Genomic DNA, 14,040 nt, shown 5'->3' with positions numbered 1-14,040 from the left:
GAGAAAATAATGAACCCGTTGAATGCGGCACTGATCGCAACCATAGCAAGCCTGATACCCCTTTCCTCCGCCGGGGCAGCAGATGATGTGGTGATCGTCTATGATGCTTCTGGTTCAATGTGGGGCCAGATTGACGGTGTAACCAAGATCGAGATCGCGCGCGACGTCATGGCGGATCTTGTCCATGGCTGGTCGGAGGACACCCATCTCGGCCTGGTCGCTTACGGTCACCGTTCTGAAGGTGATTGCGGCGATATCGAAACCCTGATCGAACCCAAGCGGCTAGACCGAGACGGTTTCATAAATACGGTCAACAATATTCGCCCAAAGGGCAAAACCCCCATTTCTGCTGCTGTCCAACATGCTGCAGACTTACTATCCTATCGCGATAACCCCGCCACAGTGGTGCTTATTTCCGACGGGTTGGAAACCTGCCAGGCCGATCCTTGCGCATTGTCCGAGCAACTTGCGCAGCAAGGTGTAAAATTTACCGCTCATGTAGTTGGTTTTGACTTGGAAGATGCGGCCCATGCCAGGCTTGCTTGCATTGCCGAAAATACGGGTGGCGTATTTGTCCCGGCGCAAAATGCTGCCGAATTAAAAGACGCTCTTGCACATGTGCAGTCTATTATGGATCTGCAACCCATGGCTGAACCGCAGCCGGACCCAACCCCCGTACCCAAAAGCGATGCGGAGATTGAAATAAAAGCACCAGAACAGGTAACAACAGGGGCGAGCTTTACCGTCTCATGGACAGCCACCGTCAACCCAAATGATTATGTCACGATCGTGCCTGCCGGAGCAGACGAAGGAAAATATACAAATTACCAACGCGTACATGATAATCGTGAAGCCAAGCTCATCGCGCCGGCAGATCCGGGTCTATATGAAGCGCGTTACGTGTTACAAGAAGGCGGGCGGACATTAGCTTCCACTCCAGTGGAAGTGGTCGCGGCAGAAGTCGGGATAGCTGCGCCAGAGCAAGTCACAACAGGGGCGAGCTTTACCGTCTCATGGACAGCCACCGTCAACCCAAATGATTATGTCACGATCGTGCCTGCCGGAGCAGACGAAGGAAAATATACAAATTACCAACGCGTACATGATAATCGTGAAGCCAAGCTCATCGCGCCGGCAGATCCGGGTCTATATGAAGCGCGTTACGTGTTACAAGAAGGCGGGCGGACACTAGCTTCCACTCCGGTGGAAGTCGTGGCAGCCGATGTAACTGTCAACGGGCCCCGAGCGGCGCGGGCGGGGAGTAATCTTCGTATTAACTGGTCTGCTTCAATTCACCCTGATGACTATATCACCATCGTAGCCGTGGGTGCCGATGAAGGAAAATATGGCACTTACATTCGGGTTCACGGCAAATTTGAGGGCGATATAAAAGCTCCAACCGAAACAGGGCTTTATGAGGTCCGCTATGTGCTGCGTGAAGGCGGACGTACCCTTGCTAGTTACCAACTTGAGGTCGTACCCGAGGATGCTCCTTTAGACGAAGGTGCGGGAATAAGCGCACCGACGCAAGCTCGTGCCGGCGAAACCATCACGGTGACGTGGAGTGGAGGTGCGGACAGCGCCGATCAGCGCATTTCAATAGCTCGTCAAGATCAAGCCGACTTTAGTTGGATCGCCGCCTACAAAGTGGGTGCAGAGCAAATGTTAGAATTGCAGATGCCGACAGAAGGCGGAACCTATGAGGTTCGCTTTCTCGATGTCAGCGGCCGTAAAGTTCTTGGTCGTTCGATCGTGGAGGTGAAATGAATATCATCCGCATAGTCAAGATAGCGCTTGCACTGGTTTTTCTTGGAAACACCGTTTTGACTGCACAAGCCGAAATCGACGGACATGGCCCCGATGCGTGGCGCGTAAAGGGTGTTTCGGCGAATGACGTTCTCAACGCGCGTATGGGACCGGGAACCAACTATCCAGTGATTGATACATTTGCTCACAATGAACGCAACATGCAGCAGATCACCTGTGTGCCTTTCTATACCGCTGCCCATTATATGGCGATGACCCAAACACAGATCAAAGCGCTTCCACCCCGTTGGTGCCTGATGCGCAACAAGGCCATGAGCAAGGCCGGATGGGTGGCGCAAAACTATATCACACCAGAAGGGGAGGAATCAGGTTCTGTCATGGTCTCCCACCAAAAGCCGCAGGAGCCTGATCCATACATACTCAAAAAAGGTATCGATCCAGTTGCCCAGGCGCAAGACCTTGTGCGCGAGGTTTACGAACGTGAGTTTCAGTCCGAAAATAGTGTCTTGCCCAGTGCATTTGATCCAACGGTGGCGAGAAACTATTTCACTGACGATATCGTAGCATGGTTGGCTTCCGGCAATATTGGTGCGCATCCGCTTTATGGAGCTCAAGATTTTGATGGCGCGATTAGCGATCCAATGCCCGACCCTCAACAGCCTATGCTAAGGGGCATGATCACTATCAATGTTGATTTCACTAATTTTGGCAAGAAACAGCGCGCAGTCTTTTTTCTACGCGCCGACCCTTCCAAACCCGGGGCACCCCTCCGCATTTTCCGTGTAGAACATGATGGATGGTCTTATCCATAAAGACGAGACAAAAATTGTAAGCACCAAAAAACGTAGAGAAAGCGGAGACGATCTTAGCTCTGGCGGCCCTTATTTTATTTGGCGGTCTAGTAGTTTCACGTTGTAGCGCTACAGCCGCTGTCTTAATTACGGCCGCTTGTATTCGCTACGGGAACAAGCGTTATTATAATACCGATGGTTCCAATAATATTGAAATGCATGGCCTGAGACCGAAATAAAGCGAGACAGGATAAAGCCCAGATTGTGATCGCCGGTTTTTTCGCACTTTTCGATAGCGGAAAAGGCAGCGTTATTTAAGGAAACCGATGCAGTCCAACGTTCAGTATTGAAAATCACCTCTTCTAGCTGGCACGCATACCGGGTTGACGGAACACCAAAACATGTTATTTGCGACTCGTTAGATATATTCACCGAACCCAATCAAGACTGCCTAGAGGAAGCGAGTCCCCGATTCTGCTCAGCGCTCGCAGTTCGGTAGTATGCCCAGTTTGCTGCTTAATTCGCTTTAATCCTGCATATAGAAGTTTATTGATGGCGAAGTCCCCTGCCCTTGCCTTCTGTGTCAGGGATCGCAAATAGCCGCCTGGCGACTTGATCGTGCTCAGTTTCCGTTGCGGCTGCAACGGGGGCAACGGTCGCCATTTCAGGTGGCATTGGCTTTATCGGCATCGTCTTGCCACACCTTCTGCGCCTGAGCATCGGTCCGGATCATCGCTATTTATTACCTTCGGCAGCATTAAATCATTAGCTTGTCAGCTGGCGACGCGTTCTCTCTCAATATCTTCATCAAGCCCAAGCAACGTACGAACATTCGTCCGTGACTGAGCAAATCAGGGATGCTGTATTCGCGCAGAGCTAAATTAAGACCACAACTATCAACCAACGGGCACTCTATTGCTTCGTCTTCGAAACATTCAGTCATGGCTAAATTTACTTCTGTTACGCGAATAACATCAAATAATGAAATATCCTTTGCAGCGCGTTTTAGGCGCACACCGCCATTGCGTCCCCGAACAGTCTCGACAAGCTGATGCTCGGCTAGTGGCTGCAAAATCTTAAACTGAAAAAGCTTTGATACGCCGTAAGCGCGTGCGATTTCAGGGACGCGGCTCAGATTGCCGTCAACCGCACGATACATAAGCATGCGAATGGCATAATTCGTCTGACGAGTAAGACGAATTTATTATTCCTTTCAGCTGACCTTCGCCCCTAAGTTTAACCAAGCAATGATCAATGATGTCACCCGCACAATTTGATCAAAATTACAAAATGAAGATGAAGAGTGTCGAACAAAGTCGGGGCTACTCAGATGGACGGATCGCGCAAAGCGGCATGGTGTTCAGCAGCAAAAAATTGCCGTGACTTTTAAGGCAATAAACATCGTTCTATTGACCACGCTAACTCCCGTCCCTTCAAATTCTGAGCCGGCCAAACAACTCGACGCGATCGCTGCTGCCATCGCGACATGCGTACAGGTATTTTGACGAACAAGAATGTCGAAACCCTATATATTACGCTGCTTGACTTCATAAAAAGCGCCGCATATTTTTACCCCATGAAACTGGTTCAGCTTCAACGCTGATTAAAATGGGAATGCGGTGAGATCATTGGTCTATTCCGCAACTGCCCCCGCAACTGTAACCGGCGAGCCGCATCTTTAAAACCACTGGCCATTGGCTGGGAAGGTGGATGACGTGCCTAGACCCGGAAGTCAGGAGACCTGCCGTTTCAGTCACCCATGTTTGGGCACGAGGGGTGTCTAAGCGCGGCTACCGTAGCGGTGACATATTGTTTGTTGCCGTATACGCGTTGGCAATTGGGTGCTTATGCCTGACCTCCAATCGATGCGGTTCTTTGCGGCCATAGACTTGTGATTTGGCCACGTTTGGGGACTAGATGCATAAAATTTTAATTTCGAACGCTAGTGCGCTCGCACTCACGATAGCTTCAGCGCATAGTCAGGACCTCGCGGTTTCTGATGGCTTAACTCTTGATACTATTACTATCGTCGCCAATCGCGCTCCATTTGAAGGCAGCAAGATAGGATCGACTGTCGAAACAGTGACTAAAGCCGAGATCGAAGAAAATTCCTTCATCTCCATACGCGACTATCTCGCTCTTTTACCTGGAGTTTCTTTCACCGCAAATGGTGGAATAGGCACACAGTCCAACATCTACATTCGCGGATTGCCGGGGGGCTACGTCAAAACACTTTATAATGGGATCGATATCTCAGACACCACAGGCACTCAAGTTGCAACCCAATACCAGCATATACTGACCGGCGGCATCACAGGCATTGAGATGCTTCAAGGCTCTCAAAGCACACTTTATGGTTCCAATGCGATTGCTGGTGTTGTTGACATTGCTACCCTAGGCAACATTCCGGATGGCATTAACCACACGCTTAATGCGGAGGGCGGCTCCTTTGGTACTGCGAGGGCGCATTACGGCATTACAGCAGCCAAGAATGGGTCTGAGATTGCGGCCAATATCTCTGGATTTCATACGGATGGCATCTCAGCTCGTGCCGGCGGTTCGGAACGCGACGGTTATGAAAATCTAAAAATCGATCTGGCAGCGCAACATCGTATCAACGAAGTGTTTTCTGTATTTGGGTCGCTGCTCTACATCGACGCTAAAGCTGAATATGACGGTACCGAACCTTATTTTCCTTACGCCCCCGACCCAGATGACGCAGATAGTTACGAACGCACAAAAATGAGGGGAGGTCGCATAGGATTTAACGTGGACCTCATGGAAGGTCGGTTAAAAAATACATTTTCGTTTCAAGGATTTAAGACTGATCGTGAAGACAACTCTGGCGGTTATACAACCACGTTCATCGGTCACCGGCAGAAATTTGATTACCAAGGTTCATTCCAAGCCACGGATAGATTTTTGCTACAATATGGGCTCGATCATGAGCGACAAAAAGCTGAGGTCGATGATCCAATCGGCAGAATAGATCTTACAGGTGCTTGGACCCAGGCTGTGCTGGAACCCATTGACAATCTTGTGCTAACCGCTGGAATTCGCCACGATGAGCACTCTACATTCGGAGGGTACACAACAGGTCGTGGAACGCTCTCCTACTTATTTGAACAAACAAATACACGTCTCCATTCATCCTATGGAACAGGTTTTCGTGCACCAAGCTTGTACCAACTCTACGCCCCATGGGATATGGGAAATCCCAATCTTCAGCCGGAAACCAGCCGCAGCTTTGACATTGGCGTCGAGCAGAAGTTCCTAAATAACACTCTGACAACCGACGTTACCTATTTCTGGACAGAAATCGAGGACCTTATTGATTGGGACAATGATACTTATAGCTATAATCAAAGACTTGGAACTACTCGCGCGCAAGGCATAGAGGCGTCTTTCATATATGCTGCAACCAGCTGGTTAGACTTGGGCGGCTCCTATACCTATACCCATTCCGAACTTGAGACAGGCGATCGTCGTCCTAACATACCACGTCACATGGCGGTGTTGTCTGCTTCTTTGAAGCCTGCTGAAAAGTGGACCATCAGTAGTGACATTAAGCTGGTGACGGATACCGTCGACTTCTCAGGCAAACTCAACGACTACGCTCTGCTTAACGCAAAAATTGCGTACCAGCTCACTGAAAATACCGAAGTATATCTGCGCGGAGAGAACCTCCTCGACCAAGACTATCAGACTGTAAGGGGCTATAATACACCTGGCATTGCTGCCTATGCTGGCTTCAAAGCTAAGTTCTGATGATCTTATCCGGGGTGAGAATTTTGATTTCTGGGATGGCGGCTGCTACACGCAGCTGTCATCATTTGCGTCTCCTTGGCACGGCTAACCAGCAACAGCCAAGCAAATGGGTCTTCCCCATTGAGGGTCGTGTCAATAAACGTGTGTACTGATTGACCTGAGCCCCTAAGTTTCCTCCAAAATTTGGTAGAGTCCGTCACATAAACCCAAGACTCTACCAAAAACTGGAGGGAGCTTGGGGCTCAGGTCAGCATGAACAAGGCGACGTCATCATATTTATGTCGTGCTCTACCAGATTGCACGATTTGAGGGCCTAGCAAAATGGTCTCGGCGCGGAGCGGGATAAAGATGGCGTTGATGAAGCGACGAAAAAGAGTCGATCATAACCCGTTATCCCGCATGTTTACGCGGAGATTAACGTAACAGTGCCCTAATTTTGTCCTCTTCATCTTTATGTCTAAGCGTCTGTAAGAAGAAGGTCACATGCTGATACAATTATCACCATTGATAAACTCTTTCATGCGAAGTTTGGTCGGTCTGGCGATTTTCACTCCCGCGACCGCATTGCCCCATCCGCACGTTTTTGCGCAAGCGCGTCTAGAGCTCGCCATTTCTTTCGATGGCACCGTGGAAAAACTTGCACATATTTGGCGCTTTGACGACTTCTTCTCATCAAATGTGCTGATGGAATTCGACCACAGCGGCGATCTCATTCTCGATAGGAATGAGCTAGACGACCTTGCTCAGGTGATTAACAGCTCTATCGCTGAGTTTAAATATTTTCAAACAGTGCTCTCGGATGGTGAAGAAATAAAAATGGTGCCACCCGATGACTTACTGGCCGATTTTATTGATAATCGTCTCTTGATCATTTTTTCCAGCAAACCTGAAAAGCCACTTAAGATCACGCCGGGCCATAAAATTAGCTTCGGTGTTTATGACCCAACTTTCTATACGGCCATCGACTATGAGACGGATGATGATCTATCGGTTTCCGGCCTTCCAAACAGTTGCACAGCAAAAGTCGTCCGCCCTGACCCCGATGAGGCCCTTGCCCAAAACCAAACCTCTTTGACAGCCGCGTTTTTTGAAGACCCGTCGGCTAATGACATGTCAAAAATATTCGCCACCCGCCTTGAAATAGATTGCCTCCAAGGGGAGTCGTCAGTTGAATAGAAGTTTCGCCGGGTTAATTTTGACCGCATGTTTTGTGGCGATTGCATCCAGCGCGATCGCGCAGTCGTCGCTTGGTATTGGGTCAAATGAACTGGCGCTGAAACCAACTGGCCCGTTTGCTCATATCATCCTATGGCTGAACGAGCAGCAGCGTGAGTTCTATCTTGCAATGACCAATGCCTTGCGGGCCATGCGTGAGGACCCGTGGGCCGCATCCATGCTGGTCGGCTTATCATTTGGTTACGGAATATTTCATGCTGCTGGCCCCGGACACGGAAAGGCAGTCATTTCTTCCTATATGATTGCCAATGAAATCGCACTTCGCCGCGGCATTGTTCTGGCCTTTGCATCGTCGCTATTACAGGCAATATCGGCCATCGTCATCGTTGGCGTCGCGTGGTTAGCGCTACGCGGAACGGGCATTTCGATGAACCAAACAGCGCGCTATATGGAAATCGCCAGTTTTGCACTCATTTTGGTTTTTGGCCTAGCATTACTCGCACGAAAACTGCCGCTGCTCTTTCGCAAAACGGATGAAAATACATTATCTTCTGGCACCTCCGCCTCGGCAACTACGCCCAAATTCAGCTTCATCACTATAGAACAACCTCTGCTGGCTGAGAGCACGATTTCTGAAGGTACACGTTCAGCGGCTCGGCCAAAAGCGTTTGGGTTGAACTATCAACCTGTAGGCAGCAAGGCTGATCATACCTTCATTGGCAATAGTGATATTTGCGATGCCTGCGGCAATGCCCATATTGCAGACCCAACCGCACTCGCAGGAGATTTTAGCTGGAAAACTGCCTGCTCTGCCATTGTGGCGGTGGGTTTACGCCCCTGCTCCGGCGCGCTGATCGTGCTGAGTTTTTCGCTGCTTAATGGCCTGCTGCTCGGTGGCTTGCTTTCCACTTTTGCAATGGCATTTGGCACATTTTTAACGGTTGCTGCGCTGGCTACTCTCGCGGTAACTGCTAAAAATCTAGCATTACGCATTGCGGGAGGCAGCGGCACATCCCACCGCCTAAAAGCTGGTATCGAAGTCGCGGCAGCGCTTTTCATCACGATGACAGGTGCGCTGCTTCTCAGTGCCGCTTTGCGATTTTAATCACGCTTTCTTTGATTCAATGCTCGCAGCCAGAACACTGCAAAAAAGCTTAAAACAAATATGATCGGAAAGATGACGGCGAGTATCTGGGAATATTCACCAAGTGCCAGCATAATCATCGGCACGAAATAAGCGAGAATGCCAAAACCAAGCAAAATCAGGATAGCTGCAAGTGCGGGGCTTTTGTTGTTTGTTTTATCAACCACGATGTCTGAACTCCTCAAGCCGTCGAATTTGCTGCCCGTTTTCATCGAAATTTTCAGGCGCAAGCCACGCCTGATAGTTCTGTTTTAGATCCGGCATAAAGCGATAGTCCCGTCAGAACGTAGTCGCGAATTCGGATAACTTGTTCAGGTCGAGAAGCGGCAGCAAGTGCAGCAGGTTTCAAGCTCATGCCTCACAATGAGCGACTTTAACAAAGCTTCACCTTGCGTTAAAAGCAGCATTTCATTGGTGATACTTCTCGTCATTTCGGATCACAACAATATGAGCCTGAGCATGTCGTGCCAGCGCGTATATCAGCATCGCATTCATTGACCGGATCTATCGTCATGGTAGACAAGCTGATCTGAAGCTGCGCAGCTGCTACTTTTTGAGCGATAAAAAAGGATCTCGCACGCCCGCTGAATAAGTAGCGTTTATCGGGGGTGATAACGAAAGCTAAATTCTTCGTGAATTTCAACACTGTCGCCGCTGCAAACCTTCAGTGTGTGATCTTGGATTTAATCATTAATATTGAAGTACATTGTCTCGCCTGCTGAATTGGCCGATAACCGCAAAATACGATGTCCCGCACAATCAGCTTAATCACCAGGGGAACTTGGGATATCCGGAGGACTATTCTTGGGTATGAGCAGTCGCAGGTGTTTCAGCAAATTCGGAGATAGAGATACGATCAATATCTTTGAATTCTGGTAAACGCGGTCGTTGACAAAAAATGAAGCACCTCGCGTAAAGTACCACAAAGGGAAAAAAGCAGGGGCTAGATTATGCCTCCCTGCTTCCAGTATTTTTCAAGGAACCCTAAATGGCTTATTCTGTATTAACGTACCACCCGTAGCGACGGGCCACTAAGGAAGCTTTTTACTCGATTTACCCTCTGCAACAGTTTTACCTTTTGCGTCTAAGGCTTTGACAGTCCAAGAACAAGTATGAGATCCGGACGGAGGGCATGGACCTTTGTAACGGAAGACCCCATATGATACCTGCGACTCGCCTCTATACGCGACTTTATCGCGACCATGATTATAACTAGGTGCATTACGACCCACCATGCGGAACGTTAGAGTTTTAGTTTCCGGCGGAACTTTTGTGATAATAAATGGTGGAGACTTTGAATCAAAACACTTCTTCGTAGGCCCCCATTCAAAAACCACGCCAAGTTGTTACCAGCCACTTGCTTGATCTCACTTGTCCCCTCCTGAAACTATGATCCTTTTGAACATTAGCAACAACACGGACAAGTAGTATTAAAACTGCTCTTGTTTCAAGAAGTATTGTTTCAAATAAAAGAAGGGCAGCAAACAACTCTGCTGCCCTGCCTAAGCGACTGGAGGTCGACTAATCAGCACATCAACAATTTTAGTTGAGTTCTATTTTTAATAATCACCCTTTAATGGAAAAGTCAACAAAAAACCCGACAGCAAGCTGTCGGGTTTTCTGCAGCCAATCCTTAAAGGATTAGAACGTACGCTGGAAGCGGATCATGCCCTGCCAAGCGTCTTTCTTAACATCTGTGATGTTTCTGCCAGCATAGTGGCTCCGCCATTCATTGCTGAAGCGAGTGTAGGAGACTTCTGGCGTAATGGTGAAGCCAGGAACCAGCTGGTAAGCTACGTTAGCCGAAACAGCGGTCTTACCCCAATCGTCGTAAGCACCCTGAACGTTGAAGGTTGCTTTTTCGGTTGCGATGTACTTGAAGCCACCCCAGACAGCCCAATCGCCGCCCCAACGACCGTAGTTCTGATAAATGGTTCCTTCGGAAGCGTAACCGCCCTGAACCCAAGCCGACAACTGATCGGTCAGGTTAACATCCAAACGAACTTTACCAGCCCATTCTTCGATGACCGAGTCGTAAGCTGCAACACCAGCGATCGAACCCCAGCCCTGAGCGTATTTCAGACCACCAACGATGTGCGGTACATATTCGTCGATGATATAACCGTCGCCACCTTCTTCAAGAGCGATAACAGCCGAGAAGCCGTTTCCACCAGTGAAGGTGTAAGAGATCTTACCGGTACGGTATGCACCAACATCGACCACGTCATCGTTGATGATGTCGCCGAGGTAACCAGTGAAGGTCTGGAACTCGGATTCATCGATACCGACTTTCAGGCCGCCCAACTCAATGTATGCGAACTGAAGAGCAGTTCCTGAATCAGCATAACCATATTCGCCGTCTACACCCGATGCATCAGCACTGTAGTTGAAACGGGTTTCGGTGTAGGTCTTCAGTGTACCATATTCGGTTTCCGAAGCGGTCGAAGTGCGAAGTGCGAAACGGGCGTATTTGTCCCAGCCACCACGCTCACGGCCAGTGTATGCATCGTCACCGCCCTTAACGTCGTAACGGATGTAACCATGAATGCGCAGGCAGGTTTCGGTGCCTGGAATGTAGAAGTAGCCAGCGCCGTAAGCATCGCAAACGCGGACATATTCAACTGCTTCTGGCTCTGGCGCGACAATTACGTCAGCTGCCTGAGCGCCGGTTGCTGCTACGAGTGCTGCAGCGGAGCCGAGGAGAAGGCTCTTAATGTTCATATCTGACCTCCAGATCAACCAATTATACAAGCGCAGTTAATTCATACGCTTTAACTAACGATCAATGGATAAACTGTAATGAACAACTCCTGCAACCATGTTTTGACAGTTGCAATTTTTCCGCTGGAACACTGTTGCTTAATTAACACAAAACGGCCATGATCTAGCCAATTTAGCTCTCAAAGTCGTCAAATTATTACTAAAAAGTAAACAGCTTTGACGCACATAAAAACCGGTTCTCGATTCCAAAGTCGGAAATTACGATGAGCGAACGCTTTTCTCTACGCAATTTGATAGACCTGCACGCGGACTCGCTTTGGCAAAATGGCTCGCATAAAAAGAGCGCGCTTATTTATTTAGAGGAAATTGCAGAAATTTTTCCTGAAGAGTTCACCAAGTTTGAAGCCGATCGATTTGACTTTATCGTAGAGGCTCTGAAAGCCAGAAACAACAAAAATTCAACTGTCAATCGGAAAATCAACGCCCTCACCAAATTGCTAAGAGCAGCGCAAACGAGCGGACATATTCCTCACGTACCAATGTTTCGTCGGCTGTCGGAAGATCACGCCGCTGTAAGGTTTTTATCTAAAGACGAAGAAAGACTACTTTTAAGCGTTCTGAACAGGAAATCACCGCATTATAATTCTCTGGCGGCGTTCCTAATTGACACTGGTGTGACGCTTGGTGAAGCCATTGCGATAAAATGGGATCATATAGATGCTAGGACAGTGCGCATTCCCGAGTCAAGCATGGGATTGGCCAGAACTTTACCGCTCACGACGCGCGCCTACCATTTACTCGAGAATCTTCAAGGTGAGCCACGAGGACCTTTTAATAGCATCGATCAACACCCCTTCCGCGTCGCTTGGAACGAAGTTAGAAATAATCTGGACCTCGCGGATGATGCTGCCATCGTTCCGACAGTTCTGCGGCACACCTGCGCCTGCCGCCTTATAATTAAAGGTTTAAATCTTCATGTCGTCCAAAAGTGGCTCGGCAATAGGGATTACAAATCAATGTTGAAGTACCAACACTTGGCGACATCAGATAGCTTCGATCTTTGTTTAACCGCTTTAGAGGAATGGAATGCAAAACGATAATGAGCTATTACAATCTTCTTTGAGCGATCTCGCTCAATCTCAGGCGCGCCGACAGTTGATGCTATTTTCTCGCTAATACCCTTACTAAAATCTTCCAATAACGAAAACAAAGTCGCTATGAAACCTCGCGGAAATAGGGGAAGTACTGCATTCCCTAATCGGCGTCACAACCGACAGCGTTAGTACCTGCGAACTTCAATGACCCTATTCGGGATGTTGGTTAGCGTAGCGCGGTGCAGGTCGCGATCGCCTCTGTTTAGACAGCGGAAGTCAACGTCATATCCGCCTCTGTTTTCACCCCATATTCTGGTTCCAATTACCATAAGCTCTCGTCCCTGCTGAGCACAGTTTCCCTAAGCTTTTGACAGAGCGACCTTTCTGGCCTCAAATCCACCACCAACAGCTCGCGCCCGACCCACAGTGAGCTGATACGTGTTGGGCCCGATAGGCGGCACTCCACTATCTGCGGATAGGCATGCAGTGAGCGTTAGCGACGTTCCTAGAACGCCGTAGAACTTAAACCTAGACATTTCCCTCCCAACGTTGCAATTTGCTCTTTTATGATAGCACACGAGGCTTCCGCCAAGGCTGATTTAGCTGAGCTAGTCGCACCCAAAGTTTTTTCGCAGCCACGTCCATCGCTTAGTCAAAGGCTCCTACATTAATACTATGCTCACTTATTTGACTTAGTTATAGCTTGCGGTTGCCGCTGTTACCCGGTCGTGCATGTGATAAAAATTATCATCGTGTAAGGTGCGCGGCAGCACTAGTATTGACCGAACGCACCCAAGATTCCGAAAACTCAACTAGACCAAAAAAAGCTGTTTCAAAGGGGGCGTTCGACAGCGTTTAAAACTTGGATCTATCCCTCACCTGCCTTCCACTTTCGCGCCCGGCACCCGACGCTGACTGTCTCTTTTAAACTCCTCCATGCTCATGTTAAATGCGTTGTTTAACAAGGAAAGCAGTTTATGAGCGAAGAAAAGCCAATAGAGATAGACGCATCAACCGGCGCGGATCTGGACTGGGAGATCCGACGGTACAAAGCGAACATCCTGGGTCAGATATCCGCAGGTGCCTTCATTGCAGGTATTCTCGCACCCATTGTCGGCTATTTAATCAACTTTGAAATAACGCAGCCCGAAAACAACGCACATTCTTCCGTTATTTCACATAACACCGAAATCAATATGGCGATCGTGGCAAGCATTTGCATCGTCCTGTCGGTTGCCTTATATTATGCTGGAGAGCATGTCTTGAAAGGAGGCGACAAATGAACACGCTATTTTTACTAGCAGTCGCCACACCAATTATTGGCGGAGTAATTGCATTCTTCGTAATAGCTTGGCCGACAATCAAGAAAGATCGCCGGCGTGCCAAGGCAAAGCTGCAAACAGCATCAAGGCACTAGGCTCAGGACTCATTGCTCATAGCCAGAAGATAACGGTTGCGGCGAGAGCGATGGCAGAGAAGAAGGTCATAGGGCACCTGTCGTAGCGCGTAGCGACACGTCGCCAGTCTTTTAGACGCCCGAACATGATCTCGATCCGGTTGCGCCGTTTGTAGCGGCGCT

The 14,040-nt window shown here is 48.9% G+C and carries 13 protein-coding genes, 3 pseudogenes and 1 riboswitch; of the genes and pseudogenes, 9 read left to right on the top strand and 7 right to left on the bottom strand.

The features are described 5' to 3' along the window. Positions 1-9: 9 nt before the first annotated feature. Positions 10-1,767, top strand: a complete 1,758-nt coding sequence (locus tag C7374_RS14610; RefSeq protein WP_111576359.1) for a vWA domain-containing protein — start codon at positions 10-12, stop codon at positions 1,765-1,767. Beyond that, positions 1,764-2,579 carry an SH3 domain-containing protein gene (locus C7374_RS14605; protein WP_111576358.1) on the top strand — a complete coding sequence of 272 codons (816 nt, stop codon included), beginning with the start codon at positions 1,764-1,766 and terminating at the stop codon, positions 2,577-2,579. The genes C7374_RS14610 and C7374_RS14605 overlap by 4 nt, the downstream gene beginning before the upstream one ends. Positions 2,580-2,986: 407 nt before the next feature. Here the strand turns inward: C7374_RS14605 and C7374_RS16555 are convergent, their stop codons facing one another. Beyond that, complete coding sequence (locus C7374_RS16555) at positions 2,987-3,154, bottom strand: hypothetical protein (RefSeq protein WP_342634734.1); 168 nt, start codon at positions 3,152-3,154, stop codon at positions 2,987-2,989. A gap of 29 nt (positions 3,155-3,183) precedes the next feature. Here C7374_RS16555 and C7374_RS14595 point away from each other — a divergent pair. Next, a pseudogene (locus C7374_RS14595) lies at positions 3,184-3,318 on the top strand (iron chelate uptake ABC transporter family permease subunit); the annotation flags it as partial. 13 nt (positions 3,319-3,331) lie between these two features. Here the strand turns inward: C7374_RS14595 and rirA are convergent. Continuing rightward, positions 3,332-3,759, bottom strand: a pseudogene (gene rirA, locus C7374_RS14590) (iron-responsive transcriptional regulator RirA). Positions 3,760-4,124: 365 nt separating this feature from the next. Beyond that, a riboswitch (cobalamin riboswitch) is annotated at positions 4,125-4,321 on the top strand. Between the two features lie 154 nt (positions 4,322-4,475). Here rirA and C7374_RS14585 point away from each other — a divergent pair. From C7374_RS14585 to C7374_RS14575, 3 genes are all read left to right on the top strand, one after another. Beyond that, positions 4,476-6,326 carry a TonB-dependent receptor plug domain-containing protein gene (locus C7374_RS14585; protein ID WP_111576355.1) on the top strand — a complete coding sequence of 617 codons (1,851 nt, stop codon included), beginning with the start codon at positions 4,476-4,478 and terminating at the stop codon, positions 6,324-6,326. A 483-nt stretch (positions 6,327-6,809) separates the two neighbouring features. Further along, on the top strand, positions 6,810-7,502 hold the full coding sequence (locus C7374_RS14580; RefSeq protein ID WP_111576354.1) for a DUF1007 family protein: 693 nt from the start codon (positions 6,810-6,812) through the stop codon (positions 7,500-7,502). Between the two features lie 16 nt (positions 7,503-7,518). Continuing rightward, entirely contained in the window at positions 7,519-8,607 is a 1,089-nt protein-coding gene (locus tag C7374_RS14575; RefSeq protein WP_111576377.1) for a nickel/cobalt transporter, read from the top strand. Here the strand turns inward: C7374_RS14575 and C7374_RS14570 are convergent. From C7374_RS14570 to C7374_RS14555, 4 genes and pseudogenes are all read right to left on the bottom strand, one after another. Then, positions 8,604-8,813 carry a hypothetical protein gene (locus tag C7374_RS14570; RefSeq protein WP_210205147.1) on the bottom strand — a complete coding sequence of 70 codons (210 nt, stop codon included), beginning with the start codon at positions 8,811-8,813 and terminating at the stop codon, positions 8,604-8,606. The genes C7374_RS14575 and C7374_RS14570 overlap by 4 nt on opposite strands. Next, positions 8,806-8,907: pseudogene (locus C7374_RS16430) on the bottom strand (GNAT family N-acetyltransferase); the annotation flags it as partial. The pseudogene C7374_RS16430 and the gene C7374_RS14570, both read right to left, overlap by 8 nt. A 770-nt stretch (positions 8,908-9,677) precedes the next feature. Then, the gene (locus tag C7374_RS14560) at positions 9,678-9,983 is read right to left on the bottom strand and encodes a YbhB/YbcL family Raf kinase inhibitor-like protein (protein WP_111576353.1); all 306 of its coding nucleotides are present in this window, start codon (positions 9,981-9,983) and stop codon (positions 9,678-9,680) included. Positions 9,984-10,287: 304 nt separating this feature from the next. After that, the gene (locus C7374_RS14555) at positions 10,288-11,367 is read right to left on the bottom strand and encodes a porin (RefSeq protein ID WP_111576352.1); all 1,080 of its coding nucleotides are present in this window, start codon (positions 11,365-11,367) and stop codon (positions 10,288-10,290) included. A 263-nt stretch (positions 11,368-11,630) separates the two neighbouring features. Between C7374_RS14555 and C7374_RS14550 the strand changes: the two genes are divergently transcribed. The 3 genes from C7374_RS14550 to C7374_RS16085 all read left to right on the top strand — a co-directional run bounded on the left by C7374_RS14550 (position 11,631) and on the right by C7374_RS16085 (position 13,878). After that, entirely contained in the window at positions 11,631-12,467 is an 837-nt protein-coding gene (locus tag C7374_RS14550; RefSeq protein WP_111576351.1) for a tyrosine-type recombinase/integrase, read from the top strand. Between the two features lie 971 nt (positions 12,468-13,438). Then, entirely contained in the window at positions 13,439-13,744 is a 306-nt protein-coding gene (locus C7374_RS14545; RefSeq protein WP_111576350.1) for a hypothetical protein, read from the top strand. Further along, positions 13,741-13,878 (top strand): hypothetical protein, encoded by a 138-nt coding sequence (locus tag C7374_RS16085; protein ID WP_158527861.1) that lies wholly within the window; start codon positions 13,741-13,743, stop codon positions 13,876-13,878. Before C7374_RS14545 ends, C7374_RS16085 begins: the two co-directional genes overlap by 4 nt. A gap of 16 nt (positions 13,879-13,894) precedes the next feature. Here C7374_RS16085 and C7374_RS14540 read toward each other — a convergent pair. Then, on the bottom strand, positions 13,895-14,040 hold a 146-nt coding region (locus C7374_RS14540), incomplete at its 5' end, for a transposase (RefSeq protein WP_146612710.1).

The organism is Falsochrobactrum ovis (assembly GCF_003259955.1).
Lineage (GTDB): Bacteria > Pseudomonadota > Alphaproteobacteria > Rhizobiales > Rhizobiaceae > Brucella > Brucella ovis_A.
The sequence above is the reverse complement of the archived record's forward strand: the minus strand, read 5'-3'. Positions and strand labels throughout refer to the sequence as shown.